Genomic DNA, 18,483 nt, shown 5'->3' on the forward strand with positions numbered 1-18,483 from the left:
ATGAAATACATAATTGATTTATATGCTATTGCTTGTTCTTGTTCCTTATATTTATATAAGGAATGCCGAAACCCATTCCCCTTCAGAATATATTATGAGAACATTCCTTAGAAAGATAACTCCTTATCCTTTTATAAAAGCATACAGATATATTTTACAAAAAAAAGAGGAATTGATATACCGCGGAAATAATGTGAGTTGTCCGCTTTGTAAGTCAACATATATAAGTTTCGCTGCATACAGACCCACTAACAGGAAAAATGCGCGATGTATAAATTGCGGTTCGTTAGAAAGGCATCGGTTGCAATTTCTATATCTCACCGAAAAAACAGACCTATTTAACGAAAATAACAACCTGAAGTTATTACATTTTGCCCCGGAAAGGTCTTTGTATACCATACTTGCAAAGTGCAGGAATATAGCATATACAAAATGCGATCTTTCTCCAAATTCTCCCGATTTTCGTGAAATAGGTGACGTTCAAAAAATTGACATTACCAATATGGCGTTTAAGGATAATACATTTGATGTTATTTTGTGCAATCACGTTTTAGAGCATATTGAAGATGATCATAAAGCGATGAAAGAATTATATCGGGTGCTTAATGAAGGTGGATGGGGTATTTTTCAAGTACCGATCAAACATAAAAGCGAAAAAACCTACGAAGATTGGTCAATTACATCCCGAAGTGAAAGAAAGAAAGCTTTCGGCCAGCATGACCACGTTAGAATATATGGGCAAGATTATACTGAACGGCTTAAAAATGCAGGCTTTACCGTTATTAAGGATGATTATGCGAAAAGCTTTTCTGAAGCGGATAGGCTTAGATTTAGAATAAATCCCCGGGAAATTATTTTCTTATGTAAAAAAGATAATCGCTCATAGCATTAATCGATTCATTTTTTGTCATCGGGGTAGTTATGATCAGGAAATTAAAGTTAGGACAGTACCGCATTTATTCCAGGAAAGTTGATCCGGAAACACATAAGTGTAAAAATCTGAGCATTCGATTCGAAGGAAGCCAGCCGCCCAGAAACACGAAAAGGAAATCCAGTATTTTAAACGCCATTAAACTATCATCAGGGATAAAAGCAAAGTATTAGTTTATCCCTACATTTGGTTTGTATAAAAAGAAAATGCCCCATTGTTTAAAAAACGATCTTACTTTTTCTATGATCTTTTTTAATGGGGAAGCCGCAGGCGGAGGCGGCGTTTTTTGCTGACCATCGCGGGAATGTAAAGCCCAATTTTCCATCTCTTTTAAAACGAACTGATAGACCGACGGATCCCGGTTGATGATCTCGTCCATTTCCGCTAATTCCTTTAACGTTGGTTCACCCTCAATGCGTTTTTTCCAAAGCACTTCAAATCGTTGTTGTGCATCGGTACGCCTAAAGATAAACTTGTTATTTGAACTCATGGCATTTATAGTAAGCTGTAAACGTCAAAACCTATGCCATATTACTATCTAATTGATAATCATACAATTGTGCCAGATTCCCTATTCGGACATCGGTCGGTTTCGAACGCTAAGTGTCCGGCGATGACACATATTATATTTGACTGATCCTGAATTCGAACCATACTTTGGCGGGCAGTTCCCTTTCGGCATACAACAACAGGTTCCATAAAAAACAATCAACCCCATCTGTTTTTTAATCTCTTTAAAAACATCCAAAATACGTACGTTATCCTTAACCAGGGTGGTTTTTCGGTGGGTTGCGCCTGCGTTAAAACGGGGGACAACAAAAAGAAGATTAACAAAGCCAGATAACAGAAGTATCGATACAGATGCGAGTGTTCGATCAGGTCTGCTAATCTTTGATGACAGCACATAATCGTATTAAAAACGTTCCCGGCTCTTTTCCGGGAAAACGTTTTTTATTTACTAACTAAACTATTAACTAAATTAAAGAACACTAAGAGTATTTTAAAGACGCCCGTAATTATTTATTCTGCCTGTTTTTTTGAACGCTGTCATAATTATTTACATAATCAGGGTGCTCAGTTCCCATTAGCCTGTCCCATATCCGGAAATACAAACCGTAATTACCTTTAAATTTGCTATGGTGAAGGTTATGGTATACGGATGTATTGAATACCTCAAAAAGAAAGGTCTTTCGAAACCACAATGGAGCAATCTCATAACCCAAATGGCCGTAAACGTTTATGATAAAAGCAAGGATCACAAACATAAAAATGCCGGTTGGGTGCATAGGCATAACCAATACAATCACAAATACTACAGCGCCCTCGGTAAAACTTTCAATTAAATGAAATGAATAAGAAGCCCAGGGCGAAGGGTTAGTAGATCGGTGATGCAACAGGTGGATATAGCGGAATAATTGGGGGTGGTGCAACAAACGGTGCATCCAGTAAAAATAAGTATCATGTATTACCAAACTTAAAATCACACTGGCAAACAGCCACCATAAAGGGTATTGGCCAACACTGTCATAAATACGGGTGAAGTGCCGCAAAGGGGTATATAAAACGATATAGGAGATGCCTGTTAATACACCGATTGTTTTAAGTGAGTGCAATACTTCCCTGATAAAATCTTTCCGCACAGCGCTCCGTTGCTGTATTTTAAATCTTTTTAAACTGCCTTTAAGTATATAATAACATATGACAAAAGGAATACCGGCGATAATAAAATACCTTAATACGCTCAGCGTAAATAGTTTTAAGAAAGGTTCGGTAAATGGTTGCATCATCAATAATTTTACTTTTTCAGAAGATCGGTAAGTGCTTTTACCGGCGCCGTGTTTTTCACAATCATTTGTATGTAACCGGTTTCTTTGCCTTGCCCATCCGCCATTGTGTAAGCTATCGGCGTGGTTGACACAACTACCCCCACCACATTTCCGCATTTATCCAGTATCGGCCCGCCACTTGCCCCTACCCCGTAATCTGCCGTTATTTCCATCCTTATAGACGGCACTCCTTTGCGGTTATATTGTGGTCCGGCGTCCAGCGTGTCAATTGCCGTATTCCTGGCTACAATCCCCTTACTAAACGAATAAAAATGCGCACCCGGGTTAGAAAGGCAATAAACGGCAGCGCCAATGTTTGCCGGCTTACCCAGAGGGAGGGGATCGAGCCGATCACCTTTGGTGTTCACTTTAAAAACCGCGAGGTCGTTGTTTTGAGAATAAGCTAATATTTTGTCGAGTAAATAAAGTTTATTGTTGGCCGTAATAATAAAATAAAGGCTATCCTTTTTCGCCTCCGGGTCTTCCGGATGGAATATACTTTTTAATACGTGATAATTGGTTACGCATGTACCATCGGCAGAGATAGCAAACGCTGTACCGATCAGGTCAAAATCTACTGTTACCATACTGTTGAGTACCGTGGAAGTTAATTTCCCAACGATATATACGCCGCTTTTCCGTTTTGCAAAAACAGCTTCATCGCTCAGCACTTTCCGGCTGCCATGCAATAATTGTATGGCGCTTTCCGGCGGCGCATCATCGGTTAGTTTGAGTACCTCAGCTTTAATTGCACCCAAAGTGGTATGAGGAACTTCCTGTTTCCAGGATTGGAGCATTAATTGGATATCACGGTAATAAGCATCATATTTCACATACACCGGTGTGGGTTGCTTACTTTGACTCATTGCGCTTGCTGATGAAAATAAAAATAAGAATAGCAGGTGTTTTTTCATTTTATTGATCAATTGCCTATCAATTCTAATATGCCTTCGTTTCTGATGATCATCATTCCCTGCCGGTCTTCAGTAATTCCTTCCTGCAGTTTATAGGTGTAACGGGGCCGGGAGCCTTCCATAACTGTAGGCATATAGCCAAACTTGATATTACTGCGGGCCCGCAGGGCCTCTCCTACTTCTATAATATGCGTCGACACAATAAACAGACAATTGGTATATTCCGAAAACCCTTCGGTTACGGCAAGGGTACCGTCATAGGCATCCTTTACATTTGTCCCCTTAAAAAGCTCGTCGAACATGAGCAGGAGCCTTTTCCCACTGCTGGCAGCTATGGCGGCCTGTTTTACCCGGACTACCTCGGCAAAAAAATGACTGTAACCCAGACTAATATTATCGGCCACATTGATAGAAGAATAAAGCCCTTCCCTAACTGAGAATTTCATAGCGGTTGCAGCCACCGGGAAGCCGATATGTGCCAGGTAAAGGCTGATACCAACCGATTTCATAAGGGTAGACTTACCAGCCATGTTTGCTCCTGTTAAAAAAAGCACGTTACTATTTTCGGATAGTTCTAACGAATTGCCTATAGCCTTATCTACCGAAGGGTGGCGCAGATCTGAAACAGACAGTACATTTTGCCCGGGCGGCAATGCCGTAGCAAAAACAAATCCTTTATCGTGCGCAACGGTGCTTACGCTTATGTACACATCCAACTCGTAAATAAATAGCAATACTTCTTCTACTTCATTTTGCAGCTTGGTTTTTAGCAGGTGGTTGTAATAAATAAGCGCTTTCATAGGCAGCGACTGATAAATATCAACGTTCCTTAACCGCTCAATCCGCTTATCGGCTAAAATGGTTTGTATCGCTTTCACCCGCCCCGCGTATGGCCCCGGTATCGGCGGCATCTTGTCTAAAAAGTTGAAGCATTTATTCATTACCGCTATAACTGCCTGCAGGCCCTGGATATTTTTTTTATACCGGTCGTCACGCGTTAAGCCGGATAGCACCCTTTTAATAACCGTGCCTGCAAATACCGACAGGATATTTTTCATGCCCCCCTGATCGAGATACTCCCGCATTAAACCTACCTGCTGCGCATCTACCGGGAAAGCCAAATGATGCTTTTGAAAAAACTGAAAAATGCTTATCCGCTCGTTTATCTGCGCGTCATCTTCCAGCGGCAAGCGGAACATTTTATCGAGTAGTTGTTCGCCGCCCCGGGTTTTTACCTGATTGAACAAATTATAGATTGACCCGTTACGGAATTTACCAAGCAGGTTCAACTCATCAAGCGTTTGTTTATCTATACCAAAACCCATCTTTATTAAGCTTTTATTTTCTGTTTAAGGCCATTTTTCAGGATGTCCAATATTCCTTCATTTTTTATAATAGTCATACCATGGCGGTCATCTGTTACGCCTTTTTTCAGTGTGTAAGTATACTCGGGCACGGCGCCATTCATAATGGTAGGGAGATAAAGGAAATCAACATTGTCTTTTTGCTTTAACTCTTCGGCTGCTTCCACGATATGCGAAGAAATAATAAACATACTGGTTCTTTTTCGCGCGAAGGCCCCGGTTACCGCAACAGTTGCTTCGTGCGCGTCTTTTACATTGGTCCCCCTGAATAATTCATCAAAAATGACAAAAACCGATTTTCCCTGGCCCAGTTCTGTTGCCACTTTTCGTACCCGCAATACTTCCGCGTAGAAATGGCTGGCGCCAATCCCTAACTTGTCTGGTAAATTTATCGTGGTATAGATGCCGTCCATCACCGAAAATATCATTGATTTAGCCGCCACGGGGAACCCCATGTGCGCAACGTAAATTGCAGTGCTTACCGCGCGCAAAAAGGTAGACTTCCCGGCCATGTTTGCCCCGGTGAGGAACAGGATATTTTTTTCGGGACTTATTGTAAATGAATTACCCACCGGGTTTTTAAGTTCGGGGTGATAAACATCTGTTAATCGTAGTTCACACGCTTCTTTTTGGAGGGCACGCGGAAAAATAAAGTGCCGTTTAACAGCCGTTTGTGCTACAGACAAATACACATCCAGCGTATAGATATGGCTTAACAGTTGTATTACCTTGTCATACTCACGCACTCTGAAAAGAATATCATAAGCGGTTATGGCAGCATAGGGTAATTTGCGGTTTGGCTTTTCCCTTAGGGCCGGTTCAAATGCCTCATCATTCACTAAAGCCAAAATGGCTTTATACTCTTGCTGATAAGCATCGATATTGATGATCTCCTGCTTATCTATAAACATTTTGGTCGTCCACAAGATCTCGATAACGGCCGAAACTCCCTGGTGCATTTCCTTTTCACTTAATGATGTGGCATGATGTGTGGCGCTTTTTGTTTGCTCATGCTTATTCATTAAATACTTTTCTGCCATATCAAATGAACTGGCCGGGAAAGGAAAATCCATTTTCAGGCGGGCCATATTTTCAATAATGCTGCTCCGCTGATTGATGGCCTGTCTGTCTGACAAAGGGTTACGGAACATTTTTTTTAGTGCCTCCTCGCCTCCCCTGGTGTGTGCAGAATTATAGATATCATAGATACCACCTGTATTACGGTTGCTAAAAAGCCCCAGGTCTTCTATCGTTTGTTCGTCGGTGTTTAAAAACATGTTATTATTTTCTTTTACGCCTGATCATGAGTACGGTGCCTGCCAGTATTAAAAGCCCGGGCATTATCCACACAAATATTATTCTTAACAGGTCCACACCCGGAGCTGTTATATTGAACCTGTTATCCTGCGGCTTTCCGGCAGGCAGGTATACCGGATATACCGAGTTATTTAACCAGCTGTAAAATGCATTAACAGTGCCGTCTGAAAATATCCGGAGATTGTTTCTAAAGTCGGCGTCACCACAAACAATGATGCGTTGTTCTTTACCCTGCAATTGCCTGGTTAACTTAACGGCAACATCAAACGATGGTACTTTTACATCCCCTTCTTTGGGGCTGAATACAGGCGGCACCGAGTCGGTAACCAGTACACCCTTTTTAAGCCATGTTTTCCATTTTAAAGTTTTTAATATCGGGGTAATTTTAAATGAACCGTTATTACTGTAAGAGAGTGGCGCTACGCCGGGCATCATGTCCATCAGCGTATCTTTATATATCTTTTGGTCGCGCTCACTCTTGTACCCTGTTAAGGTTACCTCTTCAGCAAGGTTATAAGCATCGGTAGTGCCGTAGATAATAACTTTATCAGGTGTTTCGTCCTTGCTTAATTGTACCAGTGTACCGTCATCCATCTGTATGCCAAACGGTTTTAAAACCGGATTGATCACCGCCTGCTTTTTCGGCTCACCAAAAACAAGCATATTGCCGCCCCCATCAACATAGCTTTTTATCCTGCTCAAAGTAACCGGCGACAGGTCGGTTTTAGGATCGGCAATTACCAGCATTGAAGTATGAGAAGGAATATCCCTGTTTTCAAGAGAGATGGTGTCGGGGTCAAAACCCATATTGATCAGGGATGCACGATAATTTTTATCTGTCGATTGCCTCGAATACTCCCGTTCCCCGGTTTTATAAATATCGCGTTCCAGGTTACCGGTCGCAAAATACACTTTGGGCGTGTTTACTTCAACCAGCCGCTTTAACACGGCTGCCACCTGCGATTCATTAGGCCAAAATTGCGTATCCTCAAAAGTCCTCAAATTCGCTTTTCGGCCTTTATACTCCACGCTGAGGTACAGTCTGCCGTTTTCATCGTTAGGATTCATAATCTTACGTATCTCTTTTGGCCCCATGAACATGGATACATCAGTTTGATTCATCTTTGCAATTATGCCGGCAATTTGCTGTTCTGTTTTGTGAGGAAACTGCTTGTAATAAAGACTATCATCAATGCTGCCATCGCTATAGTAATAATAAACGTATTTAAACCGAATGTTGGGCTTAAAGCGCAGGTATTTATCCCAAAGCGCCGATAAATAAAGGTTACGCATCTGCGGAAGGCCCGATTGCAGCGAACTGGCGTTAAACAGGTTGGTATACATGGTTACCGTAAAAGGCTCATCGCCCATTTTTTTGATGATGGCCTGGGTGCGCGGATGAATAGTATTGACCTTTAGCGCGGTGGTGTCCCAGTAAACTACCAGGGCAGGGCGTGAAGTAATATAACCGATCATAACAGCTACAATAACCACGCTGATATACCTGGCGGCTTTTACCGGCCAGGGCTTAAATTCCCTTTCGCCTTTAAGTTTAAGCAGCGTAAAGCTGAGGAACATAAAAATTACGGCCAAAAAGTAAATAACATCCTTAGTAGTGATGAGCCCATTGAGCATTTTCTCGGTGCGGCCGGCTGTTGATAAAAAATAGGTAAGGTCCCTGATAAAATCGTAGTTCTGCCATAAAGTACCGATACGGCCCAGAATGAAGATGATAATAAAAGTGCCGATTCCTGATACAACCTGGTAAGTAGAAAGGCTCGACATAAACAAGCCGATGGCTGAAAGCGCGCATACTAAAAGATAGAAGCCAAATTCGGCCGATAACAGCAAACCAACATCCGGAGATTTTATATTAAACATGCCTATTACAGCAAACAACCCCACAATAGCAACAAGGGCCAGGTTATAGATCATGATGGCCAGGTATTTCCCCAGTACTATTTCGCGTAGCCTGATTGGCGAAGAATACAATAATTTTATGGTGCCGCTATTAATTTCGCGGCTCATGAGGCCCATCGTGAGCAAGGGAACAAACAAGTAAAGGTTTTGATAGGCATTTGCCAGCAAGCCGTCGCCTTTCAGAAATTCGCCCTTGGTTAACGCAGCTGCAAAATCTTTCCAGGCGGGCACATTCTGTATCAGCTGGTCTTGTAAAATAACATCCCCATATATACTTGCGAAGTAGAAATAAGCGCATTGAATAAAAAAGACGACCGCTACAAACCAGGCTACCGGCGAAAAAACAAGGTTGCGTAGTTCATTCTTTGCGATCTTGAATACAATTTTCATTTTACTGGAATTATTTAGTGAGATTGTGGTGATGACAAATGTTTGAAAATATCATCGAGATGGCCTTTTTCAAGGGTGATTTCGCGAAGCTGCCATTTATGCTGAACACCGGCGGCGACTAATCTTTCGGTTACTTCTTCGTCACCGTCAAAATATACACGCACTTCCCTGTCTGTAATAAAATCAACCTTGCTCACTCCCTGAATTTTTACAAGATCGCCGATTGGCGGTGGATTTTCCATGCGTATAAGCAGGCTATTGGGTTGGATATAGTTATCAAACGCGTCCATAGAATCAGAGAAAACAATACGCCCACCTTCTATCATCACAATCTCTTTACACAGGATATGGATCTCCGACAGCACATGAGAGGATAAAAGCACGGCGTGGTCAAGTGATATTTCCCTGATCAGCTTTCTTACCTCAATTAACTGATTTGGATCTAATCCGTTGGTAGGTTCATCCAGTATCACTAACCTCGGTTTATGGATAATAGCCTGTGCTATGCCAACCCTTTGCCGGTAACCGCCCGATAAATTATTGATGAGGCGATTGCTGAAATGCGCTATCCCGCATTTTTCCTTTACTTCGTTTACAGTACTTTTTATCTTGTGTTTCTCAATGAACCGCAGTTCGGCACAATAGGTAAGATATTCATCAATAGTAAGATCTGTGTATAGCGGCGGGTTCTGCGGTAAAAAACCAATTTGTTTTTTTGCTGATTCGGGCTGGGTACGTATATCAAATCCGTTTATGAATACGCTCCCCTCAGTTTGGTTCACTACACCGCATATAATGTTCATCGTGGTAGATTTTCCCGCGCCGTTTGAGCCCAATAAACCCGTTATCCCATTTTGGTTTATCTCCATATTGATATCACGTATAGCCCAGGCGCTGGTGTATTTATGTGATAGTTGTTCAATTCTTAATATGCTATGCATGTTGATGTGTTTATTGGTGGACGTTTTCATCGATAATGAGTACCCGGTCCGGTGCCAGGCCACCCGGCGCACCCAAAAACGCGAGGGTGTAATTACGATAACGCCTGATGTTGGGCGTTGCAGTTGAACCGTCGTTGTTTACGCCGTCAACCACACAGCTGCCAATTAATGTCCCGGTGATTTTATCCCTGAATTCAAATGTGTAACTGCTGATTGCAGTGCCCGCCGGATAATTTTTAAATGAGGTAATGCCTTTGTAAGGCAGATCTTTTACTTCAGAGCCATTAGCCTGGCCCATCAAATTAACGCTTACTGCCGAAATGTCTTTACTTAAATTCACAAACCGTATACCCATGGTCGAATCGGTAGCGGCATGATACGGCAGCACATCTGTGGTAAATAGCTGATCGGACGCGGCTGTAGTACCCGTTAAAAAAAGCGTATGGATAGTGTTCACCGGCATATCCAGGGTGAGGCTCAACACTGGTTTACTATTGGCAGTTGTGTCCTGTGGCGCGTACAAACCAAGTTTCTGCTGGCCAAAGTAACTGTTAAAGAACTTGGAATTGCCATAAGCAATTTGAACCATGCCCTGATAGTATGTGCCATTTGACTTATCACCATTAAAATTGGTATACAAAAAGCTGTTATCTGTTACGCCATTTACAATGGTTAAGGCCGCTGTTCCGCTCACTTTAGCGGTTAATTCCTTTTTACAGGAACTTAATAAAAGCAGTCCGCATATGATTGAGAAAAGGCCAAAATATATTTTTTTCATGTCTGTTGATATCTATTAATAGCCAGGATTTTGTTTCAGGAAAGGATCGAAAGTTATTTCAGCCTGCGGGATGGGATATAGCAACTGATAGTCTCCGGCCCAGGGTTGCTTTGCCGGAATTACCGAAAGCGCATCATGGGCCTTGCCCGTCCTTCGCAAGTCAAACCAGCGGTGCGCCCACTCTGCAAAATACTCTATCTGCCATTCGTGCGCTACAGCTGTTTTTACCTGTTGCTCTGATAAACCCGGCGCCAGACCCGGCAATCCGGCCCGGCCTCTAATCGTGTTCAGATCTGCAATAGCGGCATTAACACCGCCTGGCGCGCCATTAGCCAATGCTTCAGCGTGTATCAAATAAGCTTCTGCCAATCTTAAGGCTGTATAATATTGTGGTGGGGCCTGGCTTGCATCTGCGTTGGCACTGCCAATAACATACTTATGGGGATAATAACTAAAAGGAGGCGAAGAAGCGCCATAGCTATAATCGGTACTATCTACCCACTTTTCACGCCGTTTATCACCGCTTTCAAAAGCCGATAATAACTGGTTGGTTAACACATAGGGCGCAAGGCTGTGATGATCAAGCACCAGCGGTATAAAGATAAAACCTTCAGGCGTACCGTTCTTTAGTTGCGGATCGGCAGTGGTTTGTGCCAATTGCCAAACAGCCTCCCTGCTTGCTGTAGCGAATACATTGTTTAAATCGGGCTCCAATTGATATAAGGAATTATTGCTGATAACTTCACTTGCCTGTGCTGCCGCCCCAGCGTAATCGCGGGTATACAAATAAACCCGCGCAAGCAGCAACGTCGCTGCCGATTTGTTAGGTATTATCCTTTGGCCGTTACCGGCAGCATAATCGGCAGGCAGCACGGCTTGTGCAGCTTTTAAGTCGGCAATTATTTGCTGATAAACCTGTTGCTGCGGCATTCTTAAAGCGTTACGCGTTTTATTAAAATCAACCGTAAGCGCCATAGGCACGTCACCGAAAAAATTGGTCAGGTAGAAGTAGCTGAAAGCTCTTATAAATTTGGCTTCGGCTGTTAGTTCAACCCTCACCTGATCATGTAATGCCGGCGATTTAGAGAGCTCAATTCCTTCGATAACTGAGTTTGCCTTGTATATAATATTATAAGCAGATATCCATAATGAACTTGAAGCCTGCGCGTTGAGAACCGTTAAATGGTTACTATTATACACATCTGTCGAGGCGGAGTTTAGCTCGTCTGCCGATAATGCCCCCAGCGATGTTGAAAGCCCGCCGCTGAATATGGTTGTGGCACTATTGACGGAACCGCCGTTAGTTCCGTTAATCATAGTTGAATAAACGCCGGCCATCGCAGCTGTGGCTGTTGCATCAGTACTAAATATCTCGGTAGTAGTAAGCGTGTTGATCGGCTCGTCAATTGCTATCAGCTTTTTGCATGATATATTGATTGTACATGCAAAAACGCCGAGTATGCAAATTACTTTTGTTTTAACCCTATGTGTTTTCATTTGATGATCTTTTAAAAAGTGAAGTTTAGCTGCCCATTAAATGTCTTTGCCTGTGGTTGTGCGCCAAAAGGCAGCTCAGGATCTATACCAGGGTATTTGGAAAGTGTAAATACGTTTTCCATACTTATCATTAATCTTACCCCCTGCATGCCTATCTTCTTCGCTATTTTAGCGGGCAGCGAGTAAGCAACAGCTGCATTTTGTAAGCGCAGGTAAGATCCATCGGTATAAGCGCCATCCGACTTGAGGAAATAACCATCACTTGCTGCCTGAACTGTTGTAAAACGTGGATTGGGGCTAATATCACCGGGTTTTTGCCAGTGATTTTTAAAAACATCTAATGGCACATTTTCATTAAATATTCCTCCGCGACTGGTATTGGGCACTACTGCCATCATTCTCCGGTAGCTCAGCTGTAAATCCAGCGAAACACCTTTGTAGGTTAACCGGTTCACTATTGATGTTTCAAACTTAGGGCTCATATCAATAGCTACAACCCTGTCATCTCCGGCGCCTCCGGGTTGCGTATTTCCTATCCATATAAGGCCATCCTTATTACGGTCTTCATAACTCCGCTGGCCGGTTTGTGGATCTACCCCCTGGTAATGTAAAAGATAAACCGAATTGAGAGATTTACCAATTAACTGGCTGGTGTAGTAAGATGTATACTGGATACCCGGAAATGCCAGCAGCTTATTCTCGTTATGGCTGAAATAAACATTTGCCTGCCAGGTAAAATCGCGGACATTAATAAGCCTTGCGCTCAAAGCAACTTCTATTCCGCTGTTTTGCACGTTAGCTTCGGAATTGCCCTGCACATTTGCAAAGCCGGTAAATAAAGGGGTTGGTATTAACGCTAACTGATTATAACTGCGTTTACGATAAACGGCTGCGTGCAAACTATACCTGTCGTTCAGGAAACTCAGGTCTGCCGCCATGTTCAGTTCCTTATCGGTCTCCCACCGGTAATCCTGGTTCACGGCATGTATGGGTACTTGCGGTACAATTCCGTTGTAACTATATAAAGGCTGGCCAAAAGCCATTGCACTGCTTGCCCATTGCGAAAGGTATTGATAGGCAACGTTAGGATATTGGCCGGTTGTGCCGTAGGACGCTTTAAGCTTTACCAGGCTTATCCACGATGGCAATATTGGCCTTAACCATTTCTCTTCTGTTGCTATCCAGCTTGCGCCCACTACCCCAAATGTGCCGAACTGCCGCCCCGCGCCGAAATTTGAAGAGCCATCATAGTTCCCCGAAACTTCAACAATGTATTTATCCAGCCAATTGTAATTTATGCTGCCATGCAAGTCGACATATTTACTTTCCGAATAATTTTGATTGGTGCTTGAAAAACCAGCATTATTAATAGATTTTAACAATTGATCGCTGGTATAACCCAGGCCAAAAGTAGTTATCCCGCTGGCTATGGCATTGTTCAGGTTTCCACCTAATATCACGTTCAACTTGCCCTTACCTATATAGCGGGTATAATCAATTTGGGGTGTGATGTTCCAGCCTTTGGTTTTACTATTACCAAAATACACCTGCCCGGTAGGGTTAAACAAAGGATTTTGCGAGGCAATAGGCGTGGTAAGAATGTTATCGTTTAAGCCAAGGTTATAGCCTAATAACACACTCAAGGTTAATCCATTTACAACCTGGTAACCGACACGGAAACTGCTGTTCAAAAGATCTGAACTTGATACGGATGGCTGCAGCAGGCTTGCAAATGGAAAACTATAACCCAGGCCGGCAGCATTCCATTCCGCATAGTTCAGGTTATCGTTTTTATCATAGATAGATGGCAAATCGGGCGCTAATGTTGAAGCAAACCCGTTAGAAATTTGGTTAACACTGTTATAACCATAAGTTGCACTGAACTGTACACTTAACTTGCGGTTTAAACTGTTATGATTTAGGTTGAAAGAAATGTTCGTTGATTTATTTGTGTTCAAATTTGATAAAGGAGATACATCTTTTGCCGCGCTATACCGCCCACTCACTCTAAATGTAGTTAGCTCCCCCCCTCCGGATATAGCCGCCTGCGCAAATGTGCTCCGGGCCGATTTCCAAAGCTGTTTCTGCCAGTCTATATTACGGGTAGTATCCCAAAGTGCAATATCAGGGGCATTGGCTATTGTAGCGCTAAGTCCGTCATTTTTTAACGCTTCGCGACGCATTTGCAGGTATTGGCTGGTGTTAAGCATAGGATAATGGCCAATAACTATATTGATCCTTTCCCCTGCGCTTGCCTCTACTTTTGTTTCGCCGGCCTTTCCCCTTTTGGTAGTGATAATGATCACCCCATTGCCCGCACGTGAGCCGTACATCGCCGTTGCCGCCGCATCTTTCAGCACCGAAATACTTTCGATATCGTCCGGATTGATATTGGCAAACGGACTTTGCCCGCCCGAATAAGTGATGCCTGCCTGTTGAAGCCCGGTAGATCCGTTCTGATAACTGGAAGACTGGAATGCCCCAATGTTCGACTGGATAAGCGGTACGCCATCTATAATATATAAGGGATCGGATATCGAGGTAGGGTCGATAGATGTCCTGCCCCGTATTTCTACCTTTACGGGCGCATTGCTGTAACCGTTAACCGGGGATATCAGCAGACCGGGCACCATGGCTTTCAGGGCCAATAAGGGGTTAGCTACCGGTTGCCGCTCGATATCCCTGGCATTTACCTGACTGATCTCGCCAACAGCAAGGCGTTTGGTTGTAGTACCATAGGCTTGAATTTCGACTGCATCAAGTTCGCTTGTGCTCTCTTTAAGCTGCACTTTAAAGTCGGTTTGGGCCGATACCGGTAATTCGGTAGTGGTGTAACCGATGTAACTGATCCGTAATGTATCGTTACTCCTCACATTATCAAGCGCAAACTCTCCTTTTTCGTTAGTAGTGGCCCCCTGATGAGTACGTTTGATAATAACAGTGGCGCCATTAAGACTTATCCCCTGCATATTATAAACCGTTCCGCGTATGGCCCCCTGCGAAAAAAGATCATAATTTAGTTTGAATGTGCCATCTTCGTTTTTTTTTGAATTTTTATTGACCAATACAATAATGTTCCCCACAATACTGTAAGTAACAGGCGTATTCTTTAAGCATAATTTTAATACACTCTCCGGACTGGCTTTTTCAACCTGAACGGTTACTTTTCCGGCTGCAGCCAGTATCTCTTTATCATAAAAAAAACTAACCCCTGTTTGTTTCTTTATTTGCGACAGCACAGTTTCCAGCGGCACATTTTTAACCGAAAGTGTAACTGTTGGTGTTTGTTGCGCATACAATTTAACACCGGTTAACAGGCTAATAATAATTAGTAAAAGTTTTAAAAATTTCATAGGCAATACAGTTTAATATAGCTTTTAATAATTGAGGGTTTTTGATACATTTTACAGTGCAAATTCATATTTATATTTTACCAAATATTTCTGTGAGTTTCTTTTCCAGTTCATCACCAAAAACATTCCTGGCTATAATTTTCCCATTGGGGTCAATTAAAAAATTCTGTGGGATGGCCCTTATACCGTATAATTTGGCTGCATCATTTGCCCAAAATTTCAAGTCAGACACCTGCGTCCATACCAGGCCATCGTCATGGATCGCCTTCAGCCAGGCATCCTTTTTACCAGGCTGGTCAAGCGATACGCCAAGTATGGCGAAGTTTTTACCTTTAAAGCTGTTGTATGCTTTTACAACATTAGGGTTCTCATTTCGGCAGGGCCCGCACCATGACGCCCAAAAGTCGACCAAAACGTATTTACCCCTAAATGATGATAGCTTGACGGGCGTCCCGTTAATGTCGGGCTGAATAAACTCCGGCGCAGTGGCACCTACCATTACCGCCGCAAGTATGTCGAGGCGCTCTTTGAGTTGCTGTCCGGCCTTAGTTGCCCGGATATCCGGCGAAAATTTTGAAAATTGCGCCCGGTAGTACGTTGCATCCGGATAGGATTCGGCATCCAACCGCTCTTTTAACGATTGTAAGCCTATATACGCATCCGGATTTTGAGCAATAAAAGCATCGCTTAGTTCCTTTATTTGTTTATTAAGACCTGCTATTTGATTTTGAAGAGATTCATTAAAATCCGGTGATGCCCTTTCTTCAGCAGAAGCAGCGTTATACTTCGCCTTTAGGGCTTTGGCGGCGACAATTACAGGCTTTGTGAATGCCTTATACCGCATATAATCTTCGTTTGCCTTTGTACCGCTAACATGGGCGTTGATGACCGAGTCGGCACTCGTAATCGCTGTTACACCTGGTTGTATAAGTATACTTACTAAATCATTCGCCTCGCCGTTATAACTTTTCAAACCTGTACCCTTATGGTCAATTACCAAGGTTGCCAACGTAATATCTGCTATCTGTCCGGAAAATTCGAACAAGCCATTTTTCAGCAATACCGAGTCTGTATGGGCCTGGTTATTAGCGGTGTAGGTTAAATATACCTTTGCCGGGGTATTAAGGCTGCCAATCTTCCCTTTTATGCGGTATGGCGCCTGGGCATACAAAAATGAGGGCAAAGCCGTAGCTATAAAAAAGATAATTCTTTTCATTTTTATTTAATTAACAATAAGTTTATATTTTATTTCTGATCACGCATTCCCACATCAGGGAGTCACTATTATTTTTTTACCGACGACTGTAAAATGGATATTTGCAACTTGCAGAACTTTTAATGCTTGAGAAAGATTGATGTTGCGTGGAATTTCACCTTCAAACAATTTATCGGGTAAATCACCTTTATACTCAATCTCGATATCATACCAACGTGAAAGTTTCCTCATAACACTTTCAATCTTTTCATCTTTAAAATTGAAGTACCCGTTTTTCCAGGCCAGGGCATGTTCCATATCGGCATTTGATACCGTTAACCTGTTATTTTGCAGGGAGGTTTGTTGCCCTGGTTTTAACAATATGCCTTCCCTTTCGGAAAGAGAAGCCGCCCTGGGATAAACAACCTTAACGGCACCTTCCAGCAAGGTGGTTTTATAGGCAGGCTCATCATCGTAGGCGTTCACATTGAATTTTGTTCCTATATCTTCAATTACCTGGCCTTTAGTGATCACCCGGAATGGTTTAGCGGCATTATGCACAACCTCAAAATACGCCTGTCCGTTTACTTCAACTTTCCGCTCGTTGCCCATAAAGGTAATTGGGTATTTTATGGATGATGCGGCATCAAGCATAACTTTGGTGCCATCGGGTAGTGTTACCGGCCATTGTCCGCCGCGTGGAGTAGTGATGGTATTAAACACAAGCTGATGATCTTTAGCAACAGCGCCATTGGTGATATACACTACCGAGCCTTTACTGGTCTTCTTTATAAGCTGATTACCGTCTGTAGCTATGGTACCATCGCCTGCATCGGTTAAGCTTATCTTTTTACCGTTTGACAAGGTTAATACGGCCTTATTACTACCAGGGGCAATTTCATTCACAAGTTTGTTTTCAGTAGCAAGCTGGGGTGCCCTTTTATGTAACAAAAAGTATCCGCCAATTGACAAAACACATAAAATAGAAGCGGCAGCAGCTATTCGCGGCCATAAGGTGACACGTTTAACCGCTATATGTTCAAGCAGTTTGTGTTCTACTTCATCTAAATCAGCAATTAATTCTTCAATCGAGCTTTCAATTGGCCGGACTTGCTGGTTTAAATACCACGTTTCAATCCATGCAACTTCCTGTTCAGTGCATTGGCCCTGCTCATATCTTTTTAATAAATCTTTTATTTGCTGCACATCCATATTTCTATAAACCGTGTATAATTCCGGCATATATCAAATAAAGACCTTTAAGATACCCGCAGGGTGTAGAGGGCGGATGAGAAAATATTTAATATACTGATAATCAATTAAAAAAATATCTAAAAATCATTACAAGCCATAGTAATAAGCCTAATTTTACGCGTAATATTTTTAAAGCATTACTAATCTGTTTTTTAACAGTTGTTTCTTCAATCCCCAGTTGCAGGGCAATTTCCTTATTGCTCAAATAATGCTTTCTGCTTAGTATAAATACCTCCCGCATTTTTTCGGGAAGCTCATCAATTTCTTTTTCAATTATTGCCGCCAGGCTATTTTCCCTTGCTTTATGATCTGTAATACAAAAACCGTTATTAATGGAAGTTGCAAGCGAGGTTAGATAATTATCTTCTACTTGTTGATGCGAATAAGCTTTAATGACGCGGTTACGAACCGATGTGTATAAATAACCCGACAAATGCGATCGCAGGTCCAGATCATACCTTTTATCCCAAAGGGTAGTAAAAAGTTCCTGTATGATATCCTTTGCATGCTCCCTATCTCCAATCCTTTTTAACGCATGGACAAACAACACCCACTTATACCGCTGATATATTTCAGTAAACGCAGATTTGTCTCCGGATTTTAACAAACCAACTAATTCTTGATCCGAAAATGAACTGTAACCTCCCATGTTTTAAAAATACAGATTTAGCGTAATTATAGTTATTTTTTTTACAAAGTGTATAATCCACCAGTTTCGTTAAGATCAATACTTAACCGCATATCAATTGAATAAGGGCTTAACCGTGGCGGTTCTGTAGCGAATACAGAACTCCAAAAAACCA

At 42.4% G+C, this 18,483-nt stretch carries 14 protein-coding genes; 1 reads left to right on the forward strand and 13 read right to left on the reverse strand.

From position 1 onward, the window contains the following. Window positions 1–94 precede the first annotated feature (94 nt). Window positions 95–886, forward strand: a complete 792-nt coding sequence (locus AC07M6_RS09425) for a class I SAM-dependent methyltransferase (protein ID WP_494888759.1) — start codon at window positions 95–97, stop codon at window positions 884–886. Window positions 887–1,100: 214 nt separating this feature from the next. Here AC07M6_RS09425 and AC07M6_RS09430 read toward each other — a convergent pair whose 3' ends face one another. From AC07M6_RS09430 to AC07M6_RS09490, 13 genes are all read right to left on the reverse strand, one after another. Beyond that, complete coding sequence (locus tag AC07M6_RS09430; RefSeq protein WP_494888760.1) at window positions 1,101–1,421, reverse strand: hypothetical protein; 321 nt, start codon at window positions 1,419–1,421, stop codon at window positions 1,101–1,103. A 526-nt stretch (window positions 1,422–1,947) separates the two neighbouring features. Continuing rightward, the gene (locus AC07M6_RS09435; protein ID WP_494888761.1) at window positions 1,948–2,718 is read right to left on the reverse strand and encodes a sterol desaturase family protein; all 771 of its coding nucleotides are present in this window, start codon (window positions 2,716–2,718) and stop codon (window positions 1,948–1,950) included. Between the two features lie 8 nt (window positions 2,719–2,726). Next, on the reverse strand, window positions 2,727–3,623 hold the full coding sequence (locus AC07M6_RS09440; RefSeq protein ID WP_494888763.1) for a S1 family peptidase: 897 nt from the start codon (window positions 3,621–3,623) through the stop codon (window positions 2,727–2,729). Window positions 3,624–3,679: 56 nt separating this feature from the next. Further along, the gene (locus tag AC07M6_RS09445) at window positions 3,680–4,996 is read right to left on the reverse strand and encodes a MutS-related protein (RefSeq protein WP_494888765.1); all 1,317 of its coding nucleotides are present in this window, start codon (window positions 4,994–4,996) and stop codon (window positions 3,680–3,682) included. Between the two features lie 5 nt (window positions 4,997–5,001). Continuing rightward, complete coding sequence (locus tag AC07M6_RS09450) at window positions 5,002–6,312, reverse strand: MutS-related protein (RefSeq protein ID WP_494888767.1); 1,311 nt, start codon at window positions 6,310–6,312, stop codon at window positions 5,002–5,004. A 4-nt stretch (window positions 6,313–6,316) separates the two neighbouring features. Continuing rightward, window positions 6,317–8,662, reverse strand: coding sequence for a Gldg family protein (locus tag AC07M6_RS09455; protein ID WP_494888769.1), 2,346 nt, complete (start codon window positions 8,660–8,662; stop codon window positions 6,317–6,319). Between the two features lie 14 nt (window positions 8,663–8,676). Further along, window positions 8,677–9,603 (reverse strand): ABC transporter ATP-binding protein, encoded by a 927-nt coding sequence (locus AC07M6_RS09460; RefSeq protein ID WP_494888771.1) that lies wholly within the window; start codon window positions 9,601–9,603, stop codon window positions 8,677–8,679. A 10-nt stretch (window positions 9,604–9,613) separates the two neighbouring features. Then, window positions 9,614–10,381 (reverse strand): hypothetical protein, encoded by a 768-nt coding sequence (locus AC07M6_RS09465; protein WP_494888773.1) that lies wholly within the window; start codon window positions 10,379–10,381, stop codon window positions 9,614–9,616. Window positions 10,382–10,396: 15 nt separating this feature from the next. Then, on the reverse strand, window positions 10,397–11,878 hold the full coding sequence (locus AC07M6_RS09470; protein WP_494888775.1) for a RagB/SusD family nutrient uptake outer membrane protein: 1,482 nt from the start codon (window positions 11,876–11,878) through the stop codon (window positions 10,397–10,399). Between the two features lie 11 nt (window positions 11,879–11,889). Continuing rightward, window positions 11,890–15,231, reverse strand: a complete 3,342-nt coding sequence (locus tag AC07M6_RS09475; protein ID WP_494888777.1) for a SusC/RagA family TonB-linked outer membrane protein — start codon at window positions 15,229–15,231, stop codon at window positions 11,890–11,892. 70 nt (window positions 15,232–15,301) lie between these two features. Next, the gene (locus AC07M6_RS09480; RefSeq protein ID WP_494888779.1) at window positions 15,302–16,447 is read right to left on the reverse strand and encodes a redoxin domain-containing protein; all 1,146 of its coding nucleotides are present in this window, start codon (window positions 16,445–16,447) and stop codon (window positions 15,302–15,304) included. A gap of 54 nt (window positions 16,448–16,501) precedes the next feature. Continuing rightward, a complete protein-coding gene (locus AC07M6_RS09485) occupies window positions 16,502–17,668 on the reverse strand; it encodes a FecR family protein (RefSeq protein WP_494888781.1) in 1,167 nt (388 codons plus the stop codon). A 73-nt stretch (window positions 17,669–17,741) separates the two neighbouring features. Further along, complete coding sequence (locus AC07M6_RS09490) at window positions 17,742–18,329, reverse strand: RNA polymerase sigma factor (RefSeq protein ID WP_494888783.1); 588 nt, start codon at window positions 18,327–18,329, stop codon at window positions 17,742–17,744. Window positions 18,330–18,483: the final 154 nt, after the last annotated feature.

The organism is Mucilaginibacter sp. GW821-FHT07H05 (assembly GCF_059418485.1).